We start from the raw sequence: 19443 nt of genomic DNA, 5'->3' as shown, positions 1-19443 counted from the left end.
AATTAAAAAGAATTAAAAAAGCGTCAGTTTAAACTGACGCTTTTTTAAGGGATGCGTTTAATAATGATCTATGATTTTTTTAAAATTTTCAATGTTATTTATATCATCGGGAATATTATAAAAATAGAATTCAAATTCTGGGATAAGTTCATAATTCCAGAATATGGGTTTTAATAATTCATTTTTTACATTTGTTTCAAAATAATAGTTGGAAATATATTCAGATAAAATAAAAAATTCTTTGTTATTATTATCAAAAAATACAAAATCATCTTCAAATAGTTTATGCAATCTATTTATTATACAATTTAATTCTTTTTCTTCTAAATTATTTTTAATTTTGATATTTATGAAGATAAATTCCTCATAATTTTTGAAAAAATCACGAGCTTTCTGAATTAAAAAATTTTTTGAATAAATATTATAATTGTTTATAATTTCAGTTTTTCTTAATAACAACGTTTTAAGGTTTAATTCTTTTTTCATTATAATGGCTTTATATATAGAAGCTATAAATTTTGAATAATCTTTTGCCATTTTTGTTATATTGTCATCAAAAATATTTTTATCACTATAGTTGTCAATATTTAAAAATCCAAAGTTTTCATTATTTATTAAAATAGGAACAGATAAATAAGATTTTATATTTAATAAATTTCCACCTTTTATAAGTAATTCAAGCTGTTCTGTTGTTTCTGATTCTATTTTATTTTTTACAATATTGGTGCTATAAAATCTATATTTAAAAATATTATTTTTTTTAAAAACAATATTTTTTAGAATATTAAAATCATGTCCTTTTGCTGCTATATATTTGAAATAACCATCATCATCCCTTAAAATAATGCTTCCTGTTGTTAATAATGGACTATATGATAATACTTTTGATAAAATAATATCAAATATATTTTCCATATCATAAAAATCATAAAAATTCTTTTTATCAATTAAATCAATAATTTTTAGATAAAATTCTATAAAATTACTATTCATTTTTAATCATCCCCCGTATTCCGTTGTATATCCTCTAAAGCCATTATTTAAGGTATCTTACTTTATTTCATCTAATATATTCTCTAGAGTATGCCATGCAAGAGTAAAACATTTAACTCTTATAGGAAATTTAGATATTTCGGAATATATGCCAACATTTCCAACAATATTTTCATCAAATTCCTCGCCTTGTGCCATTTTTTCAACCTCTTCTAAAATTCTTTCAGCTTCGTCTAATGTTTTTCCTTCAACAGATTCACATAAAAGAGCAGCAGATGATTGACTTACAATACAACCATGGCCACTAAATCTAGCTTTTTTTACTATATTATTTTCAACTTTTAAGTATAAGGTAATTTCATCGCCGCATGATAAATTTTTCCCATCTTCTTTCATAGTTGCATCAGGAATTTCACCTTGAAATTGAGGATTTCTTGCATAATCTAATATAATATCAGAGTATAAATCTTCTAGGCTCATTTAAACCACTCCTTAATATATTTTATCCCTTCAATTAATTTATCAATTTCTTCTTCTGTATTGTAAAAATAAAAACTTGCTCTACATACGGATTTTGTATTTAATTGTTTTAATAATGGCTGGGCACATAAATGACCGCTTCTAACAGCTATCCCGAATTTATCGCTTAAGATTTGAGCAACATCGTGAGGATGTACATTGTCGATATTAAAACTTATAACAGAAGACGTGTCTTTAGAAGTATATAGATTAATATAATCGAGTTCTTTCATTTTGTCAATAGCGTATTTTGTTAGTTTTTTCGAATGTTTTTTTATATTTTCCATACCAATTTCATTTAAAAGTTCAATAGCAGCTTTTAAACCAACGGCACCACCCACATTTGGAGTGCCAGCCTGGAATTTTTCTGGTAATTCTGCGAAATCTGTATTTTCTATACTAACCCAATTAATCATTTCTCCCCCGTATTGAAATGGTGGAAGTTTTTTTAAGAATTTTTTCTTTCCATAAAAAACACCTATACCCATTGGTCCTAACATTTTATGTCCCGAAAAAGATAAGAAATCAATATCTGTTTCAATAACATCTATTCCAAAATGAGGTACTAATTGAGCGCCATCAATATGAACTAATATGTCTTTTTCATGAGCATATTTTATTATTTCTTTTATAGGAATAACTTGACCAGTTACGTTTGACATTCCTGTAATGCTTATTAATTTTGTATTCTCGGTAATGTTGGAAAAAAATTTATCTAACTCAAAAAGACTATTTTCTGGATTATAATAATTTACTTTAAAATTAAAAATTTTTGATAATTGTTGCCATGGAACAAAATTAGAGTGATGTTCTATTGTAGTTATTAAAACTTCTTTATTTTCTAACCAGTTACTTTTGCCTATTGAATAAGCAAATAAATTAATTGATTCAGTTGTACCTCTTGTGAAAATAATCTCTTGTGTTTTAGCGTTTATAAATTTCGCAACAGTTTTTCTTGCATTTTCATACATTTCAGTTGCTTCATTAGAAAGCAAATGTGCTCCTCTGTGCACATTTGCGTTATGATAATCATAAAAATCTTTAATAGCGTTAGTGACATTTGTTGGTGTTAACGTAGTTGCAGCATTATCAAAGTAAATTATTTTTTTTCCATTTATTTCTCTTTTAAGAATTGGAAAATTCTCTATCAAATCTTTTTTGTATAACATCTCTTAATTCCCCCACTATTTTAGAATTATATTGTTCAACAAATGAAATTGCAGGTTCGAAAATGCCGGAAGCTATTTCTTTTTTTGCTTCGCTTTTGCTATATCCTCTTGTCATCATGTAGTATAGTTGTTCTTCTTCTATACTTCCAATACTGGCAGCATGACCAGCATTTACATCATTTTCATCAACATATAATGAAGGATAGGCCATTACACGAGCTTTATCAGAGAGAATTAAATTAAAATCCTGTTCTCCAGCATCAGCATCTTTTGCACCCTTTTTAATATCTAAATTTCCTCTAAATATAACTCTTGAAGAATCCATTAAAACACCATGTCCTAAAATGTGACCGAATGTTTTTGGAGCATAATATCTTATTAAATAAAACATATCGATGATTTCTTCATCCTGAGTTAAATAGTAAGGATAAATGTTGACATTACCTTCTTTATTGGCCATTCGTATAACAATATGTGGAGCATTTACCTTTCCTCCGATATTAATATCATACATTGTTAATTTAGCATTTTCACCGATATCAAAGAAAATGTTATCAGTAGAAATATCATTATTAAATAAATTTATATTTATAATAGTTAATTCAGAGTTCTTTTTTAATTTGCCTCTTAAAGAAGCAATTTTTGATGAATTTCCGTTTGATTTAACAAATCTGATTAAAGTAGCTTTACTATTTTCTTCTAAATTAATTATCCCTAAATCATATAATGGATTATCTTTGTCTATTATAGTTTCGACAGTATAAATTTCATTTTCCTGTTTATTTGAAGTTTTTAAATAAAAACCGGAATTAAAAAAAATATCGGACATTAATAAAAATTTTCTATGTGAGCCATCAAAATCCATATCTTTTAAAATTAATATTCCCTCATCGTCTAAATCATTTAAGCTTTTTAAATTTTCAGAAATTAAAGAGTTAATTTTTGGTCTATATGGTAAAGGATCAAAGCCATTTAATTTAGCTCTTTTCCATTTTGGAAATCCTATTTTTTTATATTCTTCAAATCTATTTAAACGAAATTCATTTAGTTTTTCGTTATTAATATATTTTTTTGATTCTTCTATCTCAATTATACCATATTCTTTATCTGATTTTATTTGTGGCACTTCCCATTCTGTAGCGGTAAAATTGTTGTGACTTAAAACAAGTGCTTTTTCATACATAAATACACCTCCGGTTCTGTTTTTGTTTTTATCCTATAGAAGATTCAACTTCTAAGTTAATCAATTTATTTAACTCAAGTGCATATTCTAGCGGTAATTCTTTAACTAACGGCTCAATGAAGCCTCTAACAATCATGTTTTTCGCATCTATTTCAGACAAACCTCTTGACATTAAATAATATATTTGTTCTTCGGATATTCTTCCAATTTTTGCTTCATGTCCAACATCAGCATCATCAGTGAAAACCTCAATTAATGGAACTGTATCACTTTTAGATTTGTTATCAAGCATCAATGCATTACATTCAACAGAAGATTTAGCGCCTTTTGCATTTTCACCAATTTTTACCCAGCCTCTATAAAACGCCCAACCACCGCCAATGCTTATGCTTCTAGCATTAATGATTGAACTTGTATATGGTGCAAGATGAAAAACTTTTGATCCTGTATCTAAATGTTGGTTAGGACCGGCATATGTTAATGTAACAGAACTATTTTTAGCCCCTTTTCCTCTTAATATAGTCATAGGGTATAACATAGTTTTAAAACTGCCCAAAGAACCAGAAACCCATTCCATTGAACCATCTTCGTCTACGATAGCTCTTTTGGTATTTAGATTATATGTGTTTTTACTCCAGTTTTGAATAGTGGAGTATTTCATTTTAGCCCCTTTTTTTACATATATTTCAACCATACCAGCATGTAAATTAGTTACATTATAAAATGGTGCAGAACAACCTTCGATGAATTCTACTTCTGAGCCTTCATCTGCGATAATCAATGTATGTTCTAATTGACTCATTCCTGGGTTGTTCATCCTGAAATATGCTTGTAATGGCAAAGGAACTTTAACCCCTTTTGGAACATATAAAAAAGAACCTCCACTCCATAATGCTCCATGAATAGCAGCATATCTATGATTATGAGAAGGAACAAGTTTCATAAAATATTCTTTTACTAAATCTGGATATTCTTTAACAGCAGTTTCCATGTCAACGAAGATTACACCAATATCATTTAATTCTTTTTTTATGTGCTGATAAACAACTTCAGAATCGTATTGGGCACCAACCCCAGCTAAAGCTTTTCTTTCAGCTTCTGGAATACCTAATTTTTCAAATGTATCTTTTATTTCTTCTGGTACATCATCCCACGAATTTGATTTTTTAGCATCGGGTTTCATATATGCTACAATTTTACTTAAATCTAAATTCCTTATATCAACACCAAAATGTGGCTCATGATAATTTTCAAAAATTTTGAAAGCCTGTAGTCTGTGTTCTAACATCCATTTTGGTTCGTTTTTAGCTTCTGAAATTTCTCTAATAACCTTTTCATTTAATCCTGGAGGTGTTTTATATGCGTATTTGGCTTCATTTCTAAAATCAAATTTTGACTGATTTATCATTAAATCTTCATAATTTATTTTATTTATATCTTTCATATTACCACTCCTTCACAGTATCAACATCCACATATTCACTTAATATAGTATAGCCTTTTTCTTCGATTTCTTCTGCTAATTTAGCATCACCTGTATAAACTATTCTTCCATCAACATAAACATGAACAAAATCTGGATGTAAATATTTCAAAATTCTTTGATAATGAGTAATCATTAATATACTCATATCTTCATTTTTAAGCTTTTTAATAGCTTCAGCAACATCTCGTAAAGCATCAACATCTAATCCAGAATCTATTTCGTCGATAATAACTAATTTTGGTTGTAAAAAGAATAATTGCAATATTTCACTTTTTTTCTTTTCTCCACCTGAAAAACCTGAATTAACATATCTATCTAAAAATTCTGGTTTTATATTAATCTCTTCACATAATTTGATTAATCTTTTATTTAATTCTATAGGTGAAACTTTTTCTTCAGAATGCATGTGCCTATATGCATTAATTAAAAATTGTCTCATTTTTACTCCTTCGATTTCTTGTGGATGTTGAAAAGTTAAAAAAATCCCTTTTTTAGCCCTTTCATTAGTATCTAAATCTAATATATTTTCACCATTAAACAATATTTCACCATCAGTAACTTCGAATTTTGGAGATCCCATAATAACATTTGATAGTGTAGATTTCCCAGAGCCATTTGGTCCCATTAATACATGTATTTCACCGGGATTGATATTTAAATTAACACCTTTTAATATATCTTTATTGTCTTCAATAACCTTTGCTTTTAAATTTTTTACCTCTAACAACATTTCAATTCCTCCTTTTTTTGTCGTATTTATTCTAATGTTATTATACTAAAATAGATAAAAGAAGTCAATTTATATTTTGTACATTTTGTAACTAATTATAGCATTTTATATTAAAAAAAGCCTTTCGGCTTTATATATATTTTAATAACAGTTCTATTTTTTTCTCATCAAATTTTGTTATCCCGTTTTTGAGATTTGAAAGCGTAATAATATTAAATTTTAAGATAAAATGTTCTTTTAATTTATATTCAATGGAATTATTATTTTCTGGTTTGTATATACTCAATTTATTCTTATCAAATGCTATAAGATAAGTAGATAAAGCAGAAGAAATAGAGTTTAATTCATATTTTTGTAGATGGCAATAAGCATTATTTACTATTAAAAAATGTGGATTTTCCAATCTGATATCCATTAATTGATATAATATATCTGATGAATTATTTAAAAAATAGAATTTGGTAGTTTTAAAATAAAAATAGTCACTGTTGTTGATAATTTTAATGGTATTTTCTTTTATCATATATAACTCTTTTTTAAATAAAACAATAATAGGGATATCAAAAATCTCAGCTATTTCGGAAACATAGCGTATATATTTTTTTGAGTAATTATTTAAGGTTATTATACCTATTTTATTTTTGAATTTTATACTATTTTTGAACTGATTTATTAAATCGGTTATATGTTTTAATTTAAAAAATTTTAAAGATAGGATACCAAAATTTATAAGATAAAAATGAGAATCGTTATTTGACATATGAGATATGTCTCTAAAACTGTTATAATAATTGTGCTTTACTCTATTGAAAAGCCATTTTTCAATTAATATATCAATAATATTTCTCATTTAAATCACCAACTTTTTTCAAGAAAAAAGATAATTTATTGTGCAGCATATTTCTATAATAACCATGCAACATTATAATATTTTCTCTTCTTTTTTTTATTTCAATATAAGCGTAAGGTGAATCTTTAAAAACAGTATAATCATTTGCATCTGGAAAGAAATAAGATATTTCGTGAGTTTCTTTGAAAATTTTAAATAATAAAATAGGAATTTTTACAAGGAACATGTTTGAAATAATAACATTTAATAAATAAGTATATGAAGACTTGTTTAATAAGTCAATTCTTAAAACGATTAAATCAGCATTTCTCATTTTAGCATAAAAATAGTTTTCAAATTTGAAGCTTTCATGTTGTAATAAAAAAAGTATTTTATATTCATCATTTAAGTTAATTAATCTGGTTTCAAAAGAGATTAAATCTTCTTCAGATAATCCATTAAAAATATTAACATGATCTTTATTTAAAATGACAGAAACCCCACTCTGGCCCAAAAAAGACCATGAGTGGGAGGTTATATTTAAATTCACATTAGCATTTTCAAATTCCATTAAGTGAATAGGAGCGCCGGCAAAGATTTTCAAATTTTCACTTCCATTTAATTTTTGTTTAAAAACACCTTATATGCATAATATGTTTCATATAAATCAGCTTTTGAGGCTAATTCATAAGGCGAATGCATCCCTAAAAGGGCAACTCCCGCATCTATAACACTTAAACCTTTTTCTGCGAAAAATTTGGCTATTGTTCCGCCACCACCTTGATCTACTTTTCCTAATTCCCCACTTTGCCATATAACTCCGTTCTCATTAAAAATTTTTCTTAATTTTCCAAAAACTTCAGCATTAGCATCATTTGTTGCAGCTTTACCTCTTGCTCCGGTATATTTAGCGATTGCTATTCCAAAACCTAATTTTGGAGCATTAGCAGGGTCGTGAACGTCTTTAAAGTTTGGATCAAATGCAGCAGAAACATCTGCGGATAACAATGTTGAATTTAATAATGTATCGTCTATGTCTAATTCTATATTAGTATTTCCCTGTAGTTTTAATAATTTTTTCAATACAGTAATCCAGAAATGATGTTTTGCTCCGGTGTTTCCGTCACTTCCAATTTCTTCTTTATCTGTTAATAATATAGCAGCACTTCTAATTTCAGGTTCGGATTCTATTAAAGCTGTTAATGCTGTATAAGAACATATTCTATCATCATGTCCATAAGCAGCAATTAATGATCTATCTAATCCAACATCTCTTGTTGGTAACGAAGGGACTACTTCTAATTCAGCAGAAATGAGATCTTCTTCAATAATTCCATATTTTTCATATAATATGTTTAATATATTAAGTTTTATACTATCTTTTATTTCTTCTTCATATGAAATGGAGATTGTGCCCATTATTAAATTTAAATCTTCCCCTTTAAATACTTCTGAAATATTTCCTTTTCTTCTATCTAAATGTGGTAGTAAATCAGAAATAACGAAAACAGGATCATTTTTATCATCACCAATTGAAACATCAACCTTTGTTCCATCATTTTTAATAACAACCCCATGTAATTCAAGAGGTATGTTTAACCATTGATATTTTTTTACTCCACCATAATAATGAGTTTTTGCCATAGCTATTCCAGAATCTTCAATTATTGGTTCTGGTTTTAAGTCTAATCTTGGAGCATCTAAATGAGCACCTACAAGACTTATTCCATTTGTCAAACTACCTTTTATTTTAATTGCAAATAAAGATTTTGAATTATTTACATAATATATCTTATCACCATCTTTTATTGAACCTTTTTCTAAAAAGTAATTTAAAGGTTTAAAACCTTGTTTTTCTAATTCCTTTACAGTATAGTCAACAGCTTTTCTTTCTGTTTTAGCATAGTCGATAAATGTTTTATAACCGTTTGCATAATTATCTATAATTTTTCGATCTCGTTTTTCCCATACTGAAATTTTTTTTCTTGTGAGTTTTTCCTGTAATTTTTTAATTTCCACGTATTTTCACCTCCAGAAGTATTATTATAAAAATATTTACAATTAAATTGTATCATATTGTTGTTTTTTTTCAAAGTGTGTAAAGCAGTTCATAAATTATATCATTGATTGTAATTGAATTTATTTATAATATACAGCTAAAAATAGAGGTTAAAAAAAATAAAGTTTTTTAGTATAATAATATTACATTAATAAAGTGAATGGGGGGATTTGATGACAGAAAAGATGGATAGAGAGATTACACTTGACTTGGTGAGGGTGACAGAAGCGGCAGCTTTAACCAGTAGTTTACATTTAGGGATGGGAGATAAAAATGCTGTAGATCAAGCAGCTGTAGACGCTATGAGAGGTATGCTTGATTATATAGAAATAAAAGGCACGGTTATTATTGGTGAAGGAGAAAAAGATGAGGCGCCTATGTTGTATATTGGTGAAAAGGTTGGCACATGGAATGAAGATGATGATGAATATGATATAGCTGTTGATCCTATTGATGGAACAAGACTAGTTGCTTTTGGATTACCCAACGCAATAAGTGTTATGATATTAGCTGAGAAAGGGAAATTGGCCTATTTGCCAACTTTTTATTCATATAAACTTGCAGTTGGTCCAGAATTAAAAGGTTTGTTAGATATAAGGAGTTCTATAAGAGAAAATTTAAGAGTTGCAGCAGCAGCTTTGAAGGTTCCTGTAAGTGAGATAACTGTGGTTGTTTTAAATAGAGATAGGCACAGTAGAATTATTGATGAAATTAGAAAAGTAGGAGCCAGAATAAAATTGATAGGTGATGGTGATATAGCAGCAGCAATAGCTACCGCAATGCCTGATAGTGGTGTTGATATATATATAGGTATAGGTGGATCACCTGAAGCAGTGTTAGCAGCAGGAGCATTGAGGACTTTAGGAGGAGAGTTACAGGTACAGTTATGGCCACAATCCGAAGAAGAAAAAGGAAAATTAATAGAGGATGGATGGAATCTAGAAAAGGTATATTATACTGAGGATTTAGCAGGTGGGGAAAATGTATTATTTTCGGCAACAGGAGTAACTGATGGAGATTTTTTAAAGGGTGTGCATTTTTATAAAGGAAAAGCTATTACTGAAAGTATAGTCATGCGTTCAAAAACAAGAACAATAAGAAGGATTACAACATATCATGATTTACAATATAAAACGATTAGATTGAAATCTACAGAAGGAGATTTAAAGCTTTTGAATATAAATAAAAAACGAGAAGATTATATGGGGGGAGGAATATGATCGCCTTTTTTACAGATTGGGGTAATGATAGTTATTATGTAGGTGTGTGTAAAGCTGTAATGAAAAGCATAAATAAAGATGTTGAAATAATTGATGTTTTACATGAAACAAAAAAATTTGATCCAAAGGTTAATGCTTATATTTTACACAGATTTTCAAAAGACTTTCCAGAAGGAACTATATTTTTAAGCGTTATAGATGCAGGTGTTGGAAGCAATAGAAAACCTATTATTATGAAGGCGAAAAAAAGAAATTTTTATTTTATTGCGCCAGATAATGGACTTTTAACATTAGTTGCAGAAGAATATGGTATAGATAGATTAATTGAAATAAGCAATGAAAATTATTATTTTAGAAAAAGGTATTCTACAACATTTCATGGTAGGGACATTTTTTCTCCAGCGGCAGCTTATCTGTCAAAAGGCGTTCCTATAGAAAAATTAGGTAATGAAATTGATATTATCAACTTGTTCAGATATAAAACACCAGAAATAAAAAATGAAAGCATTGAAGGAGAAGTAATTTTTTTTGATACTTTTGGTAATGTTCAAACAAATATACCATCGGAATTAGGTGAAACGTTGTTTAAAAAAGATGATGAAGTGATTGTTCATTTTGAAAATAAAAAATTTAAAGCATATTATGAAAGAGTTTTTAGTGATGTTTTGCCTGGTGAATTATTGATACATCCAGAAAGTTCAGGATTTTTAGAGATAGCTGTTAATCAAGGAAATGCTAAAGAACTTTTAAATTTGGATTCTGAAGGAGTGGAGATTGTATTAAAAAAAGAAAATTATTAGGCTGGGATTTATCAGAAAAGATATCCATTATACATACTGTAATATTACTTTTCTTTTTCTATTTATTTAATATGTGGGCTTATTGGTATTTATTACCAATAAGCTTTCTGTCTTTATATTTCAGCATATATTTTTTAATAGAAAAAAAACTTTTAAGAATACTGCATAAAGGAAATGCTTATAATACGAAATATTACAATCTTGAATATTCAGGATTATTTCGTGAATTGGATGAAATGATTAGGACTTATTCAATATTATTGACTAAAGAGAGAGAAGGCTTGAGAGAATATTATGAAAAATTTAATGCTATATTTGATAGTATTGGTTCTGGTTTATTGGTGTTTGATGAAAAAGGGATTTTACAAAAGTCCAACCAAAAAGCGAAAGAAATATTTCATAATATATCTTTGAAATATGGAATGCAATTATCGAAGATTATTATTAAAAGTGGGATAAAAATGACTATAGAATCTGGAATATATGAAGTATATTCGAAAAAATTAAGAAAAAACCTACAATTTATTGTAAGTAAGAAAGAAAATTTTATTATTATAGCAATAAACGATATAACCAATTACAAAAGATTGAAGAAAAATCTTGAGAATGCCAGACATTTTGCAAGATTGGGAGAGATATTGGCAAATGCGGCACATGGGTTAAAAACACCAATAGCCAGATTAAAAATGACCTTTCAAATGTATGAATTAACAGGTGAAAAAGAATATTTAAAGCAGTTAGATCATGAAATAAACAATATACAAAATATAGTTCGTGAAACATTGGAATTATTTAGAACAACAGAAGAGATAAAATTATTTAATTTGAAAGATATAATAATTGAGGTAATTAAAGAATTTAAAAATACATATTCAGAAATAGATTTTGTTTTTTATTGTGATGCAAATATTGAAATTAAAAGTGATATATGGCTGTTTAAATCTGCAATATTTAATGTAGTGCAGAATTCCGTTGATGCTGTATTAATGAAAAGAGGAAAAAGTGTTATAATCATTAAACTCTTAGAAAAGAAAAAATGTTATAAAATTATGTTTGCTGATAATGGAATAGGTATGAATAAAGAAGAAAAAGAAAAATTTTTGAAACCTTTTTTCACTACGAAAGATTATGGAACAGGATTGGGAACTGTTTTTTTAGAAAGATTTGTTATTTTTCAAAATGCGAAGTTGAGGGTGAATTCAATAAAGAATAAAGGAACAATTATAAATATTGTTTTAGAAAAATAACAAAAAACTTTTGTGAAGCTAATTTTTTTGTAAAATTTAGAAGAATTGTAATTTATAAATATCAATGAAATCAGAAAAATATGTTATAATAATATTTAGACCAGTTTTTTAGGAGGAAAATATGAAAGAAAAGATATATATTTTAACATTAGGCTGCCCTAAAAATGAGGCAGATATGGATGTTTTAAGAGGTATTTTTTTACAAAAAGGATATGAATTAACAGACAATCCTGTGGAAGCAGATTATTCTATTATAGATACATGTGGTTTTATTGAACCGGCAAAAGAAGAGTCTATAAATGAAATTTTTAATGTAGTTTCTTTAAAAGAGGAAAATCCAAATATGAAAATAATTCCAATAGGCTGTTTAGTTGAAAGGTATTATGAAGATTTAAGAAAAGAATTAACAGAAGTAGATGGCTTGATAGGTGTTGTACCACCAGAAAAAATAGTTGAGGCTATTGATAATAAAAATTATTATTTTAAATTATCTCAACCTTACGATGTATATAAATGTGATTATCGTGTTATTCCAGATAAATCATATGCATATATAAAGATTGCAGATGGATGTAATAGAAATTGTGCATTTTGTTCAATTCCATATTTTAAGGGTAATCCTGTGAGTAGAGAGATTGAAGATATAAAAAATGAAGCAGAATTTCTAATAAAAAATGGTATAAAAGAAATAATTTTAGTTTCACAGGATAATACATTATACGGTGTAGATTTATATAGAAGACAGGCTTTACCAGAGTTATTAAAAGAACTTAATTCAATTGAAGGTGATTTTTGGATTAGAATAATGTATCTGCATCCAGATTATATTAATGATGAGATTATAGAAGCGATTAATTCTCTTGATAAAGTAGTGAAATATTTTGATATTCCTATGCAACATGGTTCGGATAGTGTTTTAAAGTCAATGGGTAGAGTAAAAAACACATCTCAATTGAAAGAAATAATTTCGAAAATAAGAAAAAATCCAGATGCAATAATTAGAACAACAGTAATAATAGGATTTCCTGGTGAAACAGATGAAAACTTTGAGGAATTATTATCTTTTGTTGATGAAGTTGAATTTGATAGATTAGGAGCGTTTATGTATTTTGACGAAGAAGGAACACCATCGTATTTATTGCCTAATAAAGTAGAAGATAAAATAAAGGAAAAAAGGCTTGGAGATTTGATGGAATTGCAAAAAGAAATATCAACTGAAAAATTAGAGAGATTCATAGGAAAAAATTTAAAAGTGTTAATAGAAGAGTTTGAAAATGGAGTTTATATTGGAAGAGCATATTCAGATGCCCCAGAGATTGATGGAAATGTTTTTTTAAAGTCAGAGAAAGAATTAAAAATAGGGGAATTTGTAACTGTTGAAATTACCAATTCTTCCGAATATGATTTGGAGGGTATTGTGGAATGAGTTTATGGACTGCGCCAAATATTTTAACCTTTGTAAGGATTTTAGCAACAATTCCTATGTTTATTATAACTTATGATGAAAAGTATTATTTAATAGCTTTTTTTGTTTATATTTTTGTTTCTTTAACTGATTTGCTGGACGGATATATTGCAAGAAAATATAATCTTGTTAGTGATTTTGGAAAGTTTATGGATCAAATAGCAGATAAAATACTCATTAATGCATTATTTATTGTATTTTTGGAGATACATAAATTGCCAGGATGGTTTGTGGCAATTATTATTATAAGAGATATTTTTATTAGTGGCTTAAGAATGTTTTTAGCAAATAAAAATGTTGTGGTGGCTGCTGACAAATGGGGGAAATTTAAAACTTTTTCTCAGACTATTTTGATAGCCTCTCTTTATTTAACACCAACATGGAATATTTTAAGTAATTTAAATCTAATTCTTATTATTTTAACGACCTTTTTTTCGCTTTTTTCCGGGTTTAATTATTTAAAAAAGAATACTGTCTATTTTAAGGGGGAGTAAAATGAACAATAAAAATAAACATTTACGGACATTTATAGCTCTTGATGTTAATCAAAGTGTGCGAGATATTTTGAGAGATACAGTATTAAAACTTGAAAGAATGGGTTTTAAAGGAAATTGGACAAAACCCGAAAATATTCATTTAACTTTATATTTTATGGGGGATACATATATTACAAAAATTACAGAAGTAGCAAAGAGAATGGAAGAAAGAATAATAGGGTTTCCAACTTTTGCTTTTAGTTTAAGTGAAGTTGGCTATTTTAAAATGAGAGATTTTCCAAGAGTTATATGGTTAGGTGTCGAAGGTGGAAATACATTAAAACAATTGCATAATGAAGTTATAAAGTCTTTGAAATTATCAAATATTCAGGTTTCTGAGAGTGAGAGTAATTTTCAACCACATTTGACAGTTGGAAGAATAAAAAAAGTACCAGATTTTTGGGAAAAGCTTATTAAAGTTCTGGACATTGAAAAAGTTATTGTGCCTGTAAGTGCTGTTCATATATATTCATCGACATTGACAAAAACAGGGCCGATTTACAAAAAATTGTATACTATTGATTTTGAGGGAGGAATGATTATTAATGGCTAAAAAACCTGTAAAAAAAGACGCCATAAATAAAGAAGAAATGTTAGATAAATTGGTTAAAGAGTTAGAAAAAAATTATGGCGAAGGATCAATAATGATTTTAGGAAAAGGTTTAGAAGAGGAAAGAAAATTAGATATAGTTCCAAGTGGTGTTTTATCTGTAGATGCAGCTTTGGGAGTTGGAGGCTATCCTAGAGGAAGAATAATAGAAATATATGGTAATGAATCAAGTGGTAAAACGACACTTGCGTTGCATTCTATTGCAGAAATCCAGAGAAGAGGTGGTATTGCGGCATTTATAGATGCAGAACATTCTCTTGATCTTGAATATGCGAAAAAATTAGGAGTAAATCCAGACACATTAATATTATCACAACCTGATTTTGGTGAACAGGCATTAGAAATTGTTGATAGTATAGTAAGATCCAATATAGTGGATTTAGTAGTAATTGATTCTGTTGCAGCATTAGTTCCAAGAGCTGAAATAGAAGGAAATATGGGAGATTCTCATATGGGTCTTCAGGCAAGATTAATGTCTCAAGCTCTGAGAAAATTAGCTGGAAGTGTTAATAAGTCAAAAACGATCATAATCTTTATTAATCAAACACGTATGAAGATAGGTACGGTTTATGGAAATCCAGAAACAACTGCTGGAGGAGTTGCATTAAAATTTTATTCAACAATTAGAATGGAAGTAAGAAAGGGAACAATGTTAAGAGAGGGAAAGGAAGCATATGGTAATGAAGTAAACATCAAGGTAGTTAAAAATAAAGTAGCGCCACCGTTTAAAGAAGTGAAGGTTGATATGATATATGGTCAGGGATTAGCAAAAGAAAATGATATTTTTAATTTAGCTGTCGCAAATGAAATTGTAAAAAGAAGCGGCGCATGGTTCTCATATACAGACTTAGCTGGTAATGAAATTAGTTTAGGTCAGGGAAAGATAAAGTCTCTTGATTATTTAAAAAGTAATCCATATCTTCTTGAAGAAATTGAATATAGAATTAGAGAAAAGTTAGGGCTTGTTATACCGGATGACTTAAAAGAAAAGATAAATAGTAAAGGAGTTTCTGATGTAGAGAATGAAGAGAAAGAAATCGGTTGATCCATTTGATGAAGATTCTGCACAAAAAAGTGCAATTAATTTGTTGAAGTTCAGAGCCAGATCAGAATTTGAAATGAAAAGTAGACTCCTTGAAAAGGGGTTCGATGAAGGTGTAATTGATAGAATAATTGATAAATTAAAAGAATTTAAAATGCTGGATGACGAATTATTTGCATATTTTTATGCATATGATAAGCTTACCTTGAATAAAAAGGGGCCATATATAATAAAAATGGAGTTATCTAGAAAGTTCCATATTGAAGAAAATATTATTTATGCTGCTATTGATAAAGTGCTAAAAGAGATAAATTTAAAAGAAATTATTCGTGATATAATTTTATCGCAACTTAAGCTTAAAAAAGATAAAAGGAAAATTAAAGAATATCTTTATAAAAGGGGATTTGATATGTATTTAGTTGAAGAAGTTTTAAATGAAGTTGGAGGTGAATAATGATGGATTATATATATATAATCATTATTGTAATTTTGGCAATAATGTCTGGTATTTTATATAAATTTGGTTTAAATAAAGGTTTAGAAAAAGGAAATAAGGAGTTTATAGAAAAACTAAAATCTGAAAAAGAACAACTAAAAATGGAAATAGAAATAGCCAAAAGAGAAAAAGATGAAATAATAAGAAATGCAGAAAAAGAAGCAGAAAATATTGTTAAATCAGCGCTTATTGAAAGTAAAGAAGAAATTCAAAAAATGAAAGAAGAATTTAATAGGGAACTTAAACTTGAAAAAGAAGAAATAAAATCAATGGAAGAAAGATTAATTAGAAGAGAAGAGATGATTGATAGAAAAGAACAAAATCTTGAAGAATTAAAAAATAAGGTGGATAGAGAAAAGGAAGAAATTCAGAAATTGAAAGAAGAATTGGAAAATAAATTGTATGAAATAGCTAATTTAACAATGGAAGAAGCAAGAGAAAAGGTACTAAATGAAGCAAGAGAAAAATATGAGTTAGAATTGGCTCAAAAATACAAGTCTATTAAAGAAGAATATGAAGAAGATGCAAAAAAACATGCTCAATGGGTAGTTAGTATAGCTGTTCAAAGGTATGCATCAGATGTTACGTCAGAAATAACAACAGCAACTGTCCCATTACCTACAGATGATATGAAAGGAAGAATCATAGGTAGAGAAGGAAGAAATATTAGAGCATTTGAAAAAATGACAGGTTGTGATTTAATAATTGATGACACACCTGAAGTTGTTGTTATTTCTGGATTTAATCCGTTAAGAAGAGAAATAGCAAAAAGAACGCTAGAAGCATTAGTAGCTGATGGAAGAATTCATCCAGCAAGAATAGAAGAGGTTTATGAAAAAACCAAAAAAGAATTAGAAGATATAATCAAAGAGGCAGGCAAAGAAGCAGTTATGAGGGTTGGAATTAAGCCGTTACATCCTGAATTAGTGAAACTATTGGGAAGATTAAAATTCAGAACAAGTTATGGACAGGATGTATTAGAACATTCAATTGAGGTTGCAAACTTTGCTGGGTTAATGGCATCAGAATTGGGATTAAATGTTGAATTAGCAAGAAGAGCAGCTTTATTACACGATATAGGTAAAGCTATAGATCATGAAGTTGAAGGGTCACATGCCGTTGTTGGAGGTCAAATTGCAAAGAGATATAATGAAAGGTTAGAAGTTGTGAATGCTATTCAATATCATCATAATGAAGTGGATCCAATGACTCCAGAAGCTGTAATTGTTGGTGCTGCTGATGCAGTTTCTGCTGCTAGACCTGGTGCAAGAAGAGAAACACTTGAAAATTATATTAGAAGAATTGAGCAATTAGAAGAAATAGCAAAAAGTTTTAGACATGTTGATAAAGCTTATGCAATTCAAGCAGGAAGGGAATTAAGGGTTATTGTGCAACCTGATAAGATTGATGATGCTTTAGCTGACAAATTAGCAAGAGATATTTCTGCTAAGATTGAAGAGATTATGGAATATCCTGGAGTTATTAAAGTTACAGTTATTAGAGAAAAGAGAAGTGTAGCTTATGCTTCATAATAAATGGCGGCTTTAAGCCGCCATTTTAAAAATACAGAGGTGATTTATGAAGAAAATAACTTTGATAATTTTATTTGCAATTATGATTTTGTTTCTTTCATCATGTATAACCTTTCAAAAACAAAGTCCGTTACTTACGAAAGAATATTTAGAAGGAATGCCTCTGGTTTTAGAATTTTCAAGACCTATTACAAAAATTGAGATTTATAATGGAAATTCATTAATTTATAGCTATGATGGTGATATTATTTATAAATTAAAAACAAATCTAATTTTACATGATGAAATAACGATAAAATTAACAGAATTTTATAAGAATAGACAATATACAGATATTATAAAAAAAATAGAACCAGATTTACAGTTTTTGTTGTATGGTGGAGCGGATAATAGTCTTGATGTAAAATATGAGGATCCTATAACAAATGAATTAGATTATTTTTTTGATCTTGATATTTCAGAAATTGAAAAATCTATAAAACAATCATCAATAAATACTGTAGTTACAGTTTTAGGAGATAGATATGCAAAAAGAGATGAAATAATATTTATTTCAAATTTTAATGGACAATATTTTGAATATAGATATGTACCAGAAGAATTGCAATTTGATAGTGAATTGAGTTCTGCGTCAACAAAAACAATTTTTAAATTTTTAGAAAAATTAGCAGTAAAAAATGAAAATACTATAAAAATATTGGATTTGTGGGATCATGGTAATGGTTGGGCTTGGGAGTCAAAAGGTATAAAAATTCAACCAAAAGCCATTATTCAGGATGATACAACTAATAGTTATTTAAAAATAAAGGATATTAAAAGTGTTATTAGTGAATACAATAATAAGTATAATGTAAAAATTAATATACTTGCATTTGATGCATGTAATATGACAAGTTTTGAAATTATATATGAATTTAAAGATTTGGTGGATTATTTCATTGGTTCAGTATATAGCATTGCGGGATTTGGTTTTTACTATGATTTTTTTCATGATTTAGATATTAATAATTTAGAAAAGTCATTTGTTTCTAATATTATAAAAAAATATAAATATTATTATACTGAAGAATTTTATTTAGATAGATTAAGTCTTGTAGGAGTTGATATGAAAAAAATAAATATAATATGGAATAAGGTTGACAATATAATAAATACAGAAAGTAATTATAATTTATATAAAAATGATGGAAATAATTATGTTTCAGAACCGACAGATATGTTAGATATTAATAGCTTAATACTAAACACAGGAGAATTTTTAAGTAATTATGTAAACCCAGCAATTGTAAATTCTGTAGTGAGAATTGATGGCGTTGATTATCCGCAATATAGCGGTATTGGAATAATGTTTGAAGATATATTTAATTTAAGTAATAGTTATTACGAAGATTATAAGGCACTCTCTTTTTATAACGACTTTCAAAGTTGGATAGAAACAACGTGGAAAAATATTATAAAAAATAAATAGTTGTTTTTTTAGATTTTTTCTTGTATAATTAAAGTTGAAAAATGTATAGGAGGAAAGAA

General features: G+C 27.8%; 19 protein-coding genes. 10 read left to right on the top strand and 9 right to left on the bottom strand.

All coding sequences use genetic code 11. From position 1 onward, the window contains the following. Positions 1-57 precede the first annotated feature (57 nt). The 9 genes from BUA62_RS02235 to BUA62_RS02195 form a co-directional block, all read right to left on the bottom strand. Positions 58-993, bottom strand: coding sequence for a GAF domain-containing protein (locus tag BUA62_RS02235; protein WP_072863007.1), 936 nt, complete (start codon positions 991-993; stop codon positions 58-60). 57 nt (positions 994-1050) lie between these two features. Further along, the gene (sufU, locus tag BUA62_RS02230; protein WP_072863005.1) at positions 1051-1473 is read right to left on the bottom strand and encodes a Fe-S cluster assembly sulfur transfer protein SufU; all 423 of its coding nucleotides are present in this window, start codon (positions 1471-1473) and stop codon (positions 1051-1053) included. Then, positions 1470-2681: an aminotransferase class V-fold PLP-dependent enzyme gene (locus BUA62_RS02225; protein ID WP_072863003.1), complete on the bottom strand. Its 1212-nt coding sequence runs from the start codon at positions 2679-2681 to the stop codon at positions 1470-1472. Before BUA62_RS02225 ends, sufU begins: the two co-directional genes overlap by 4 nt. Then, positions 2638-3864 (bottom strand): SufD family Fe-S cluster assembly protein, encoded by a 1227-nt coding sequence (locus BUA62_RS02220; protein WP_072863001.1) that lies wholly within the window; start codon positions 3862-3864, stop codon positions 2638-2640. The genes BUA62_RS02225 and BUA62_RS02220 overlap by 44 nt, the downstream gene beginning before the upstream one ends. A gap of 28 nt (positions 3865-3892) precedes the next feature. Next, positions 3893-5308, bottom strand: a complete 1416-nt coding sequence (sufB, locus tag BUA62_RS02215; RefSeq protein WP_072862999.1) for a Fe-S cluster assembly protein SufB — start codon at positions 5306-5308, stop codon at positions 3893-3895. A 1-nt stretch (position 5309) separates the two neighbouring features. Further along, positions 5310-6080 carry a Fe-S cluster assembly ATPase SufC gene (gene sufC / locus BUA62_RS02210; protein WP_143148305.1) on the bottom strand — a complete coding sequence of 257 codons (771 nt, stop codon included), beginning with the start codon at positions 6078-6080 and terminating at the stop codon, positions 5310-5312. A gap of 130 nt (positions 6081-6210) precedes the next feature. Then, positions 6211-6930: a hypothetical protein gene (locus BUA62_RS02205; RefSeq protein WP_072862997.1), complete on the bottom strand. Its 720-nt coding sequence runs from the start codon at positions 6928-6930 to the stop codon at positions 6211-6213. Continuing rightward, a complete protein-coding gene (locus tag BUA62_RS02200; RefSeq protein ID WP_072862995.1) occupies positions 6914-7513 on the bottom strand; it encodes a hypothetical protein in 600 nt (199 codons plus the stop codon). Before BUA62_RS02200 ends, BUA62_RS02205 begins: the two co-directional genes overlap by 17 nt. Before the next feature lie 14 nt (positions 7514-7527). Then, entirely contained in the window at positions 7528-8928 is a 1401-nt protein-coding gene (locus BUA62_RS02195) for an aminopeptidase (protein WP_072862993.1), read from the bottom strand. A 213-nt stretch (positions 8929-9141) separates the two neighbouring features. Here BUA62_RS02195 and glpX point away from each other — a divergent pair, with 213 nt between their 5' ends. From glpX to BUA62_RS02145, 10 genes are all read left to right on the top strand, one after another. Continuing rightward, the gene (gene glpX / locus BUA62_RS02190) at positions 9142-10188 is read left to right on the top strand and encodes a class II fructose-bisphosphatase (protein WP_268775998.1); all 1047 of its coding nucleotides are present in this window, start codon (positions 9142-9144) and stop codon (positions 10186-10188) included. Further along, entirely contained in the window at positions 10185-10988 is an 804-nt protein-coding gene (locus BUA62_RS02185; protein WP_072862991.1) for an SAM hydrolase/SAM-dependent halogenase family protein, read from the top strand. The genes glpX and BUA62_RS02185 overlap by 4 nt, the downstream gene beginning before the upstream one ends. Before the next feature lie 281 nt (positions 10989-11269). Continuing rightward, entirely contained in the window at positions 11270-12235 is a 966-nt protein-coding gene (locus tag BUA62_RS02180) for an ATP-binding protein (RefSeq protein ID WP_072862989.1), read from the top strand. A gap of 121 nt (positions 12236-12356) precedes the next feature. After that, positions 12357-13661, top strand: a complete 1305-nt coding sequence (gene rimO, locus BUA62_RS02175) for a 30S ribosomal protein S12 methylthiotransferase RimO (protein WP_072862987.1) — start codon at positions 12357-12359, stop codon at positions 13659-13661. Continuing rightward, entirely contained in the window at positions 13658-14194 is a 537-nt protein-coding gene (pgsA, locus tag BUA62_RS02170; RefSeq protein WP_072862985.1) for a CDP-diacylglycerol--glycerol-3-phosphate 3-phosphatidyltransferase, read from the top strand. The genes rimO and pgsA overlap by 4 nt, the downstream gene beginning before the upstream one ends. Before the next feature lies 1 nt (position 14195). Then, the gene (thpR, locus tag BUA62_RS02165; RefSeq protein WP_072862982.1) at positions 14196-14789 is read left to right on the top strand and encodes an RNA 2',3'-cyclic phosphodiesterase; all 594 of its coding nucleotides are present in this window, start codon (positions 14196-14198) and stop codon (positions 14787-14789) included. Then, positions 14782-15891: a recombinase RecA gene (gene recA / locus BUA62_RS02160; protein ID WP_072862980.1), complete on the top strand. Its 1110-nt coding sequence runs from the start codon at positions 14782-14784 to the stop codon at positions 15889-15891. The genes thpR and recA overlap by 8 nt, the downstream gene beginning before the upstream one ends. After that, a complete protein-coding gene (locus tag BUA62_RS02155) occupies positions 15869-16342 on the top strand; it encodes a regulatory protein RecX (RefSeq protein WP_072862977.1) in 474 nt (157 codons plus the stop codon). Before recA ends, BUA62_RS02155 begins: the two co-directional genes overlap by 23 nt. Positions 16343-16344: 2 nt before the next feature. Continuing rightward, the gene (rny, locus tag BUA62_RS02150; RefSeq protein WP_084670661.1) at positions 16345-17916 is read left to right on the top strand and encodes a ribonuclease Y; all 1572 of its coding nucleotides are present in this window, start codon (positions 16345-16347) and stop codon (positions 17914-17916) included. A 46-nt stretch (positions 17917-17962) separates the two neighbouring features. Next, positions 17963-19384: a clostripain-related cysteine peptidase gene (locus BUA62_RS02145; protein ID WP_072862975.1), complete on the top strand. Its 1422-nt coding sequence runs from the start codon at positions 17963-17965 to the stop codon at positions 19382-19384. Positions 19385-19443: the final 59 nt, after the last annotated feature.

The organism is Marinitoga hydrogenitolerans DSM 16785 (assembly GCF_900129175.1).
GTDB lineage: Bacteria > Thermotogota > Thermotogae > Petrotogales > Petrotogaceae > Marinitoga > Marinitoga hydrogenitolerans.
This window is presented reverse-complemented; position numbering and strand designations above follow the sequence as displayed.

What these genes read in the sequence shown, in the direction of transcription:
- rny (WP_084670661.1), top strand. Translation starts at nt 16,345, where the DNA reads ATGGATTATATATATATAATCATTATTGTAATTTTGGCAATAATGTCT.
- BUA62_RS02220 (WP_072863001.1), bottom strand. Translation starts at nt 3,864, where the DNA reads ATGTATGAAAAAGCACTTGTTTTAAGTCACAACAATTTTACCGCTACA.
- glpX (WP_268775998.1), top strand. Translation starts at nt 9,142, where the DNA reads ATGACAGAAAAGATGGATAGAGAGATTACACTTGACTTGGTGAGGGTG.
- sufU (WP_072863005.1), bottom strand. Translation starts at nt 1,473, where the DNA reads ATGAGCCTAGAAGATTTATACTCTGATATTATATTAGATTATGCAAGA.
- sufB (WP_072862999.1), bottom strand. Translation starts at nt 5,308, where the DNA reads ATGAAAGATATAAATAAAATAAATTATGAAGATTTAATGATAAATCAG.
- rimO (WP_072862987.1), top strand. Translation starts at nt 12,357, where the DNA reads ATGAAAGAAAAGATATATATTTTAACATTAGGCTGCCCTAAAAATGAG.
- BUA62_RS02225 (WP_072863003.1), bottom strand. Translation starts at nt 2,681, where the DNA reads ATGTTATACAAAAAAGATTTGATAGAGAATTTTCCAATTCTTAAAAGA.
- sufC (WP_143148305.1), bottom strand. Translation starts at nt 6,080, where the DNA reads ATGTTGTTAGAGGTAAAAAATTTAAAAGCAAAGGTTATTGAAGACAAT.
- BUA62_RS02235 (WP_072863007.1), bottom strand. Translation starts at nt 993, where the DNA reads ATGAATAGTAATTTTATAGAATTTTATCTAAAAATTATTGATTTAATT.
- thpR (WP_072862982.1), top strand. Translation starts at nt 14,196, where the DNA reads ATGAACAATAAAAATAAACATTTACGGACATTTATAGCTCTTGATGTT.
- BUA62_RS02205 (WP_072862997.1), bottom strand. Translation starts at nt 6,930, where the DNA reads ATGAGAAATATTATTGATATATTAATTGAAAAATGGCTTTTCAATAGA.
- BUA62_RS02185 (WP_072862991.1), top strand. Translation starts at nt 10,185, where the DNA reads ATGATCGCCTTTTTTACAGATTGGGGTAATGATAGTTATTATGTAGGT.
- recA (WP_072862980.1), top strand. Translation starts at nt 14,782, where the DNA reads ATGGCTAAAAAACCTGTAAAAAAAGACGCCATAAATAAAGAAGAAATG.
- BUA62_RS02155 (WP_072862977.1), top strand. Translation starts at nt 15,869, where the DNA reads ATGAAGAGAAAGAAATCGGTTGATCCATTTGATGAAGATTCTGCACAA.
- BUA62_RS02145 (WP_072862975.1), top strand. Translation starts at nt 17,963, where the DNA reads ATGAAGAAAATAACTTTGATAATTTTATTTGCAATTATGATTTTGTTT.
- pgsA (WP_072862985.1), top strand. Translation starts at nt 13,658, where the DNA reads ATGAGTTTATGGACTGCGCCAAATATTTTAACCTTTGTAAGGATTTTA.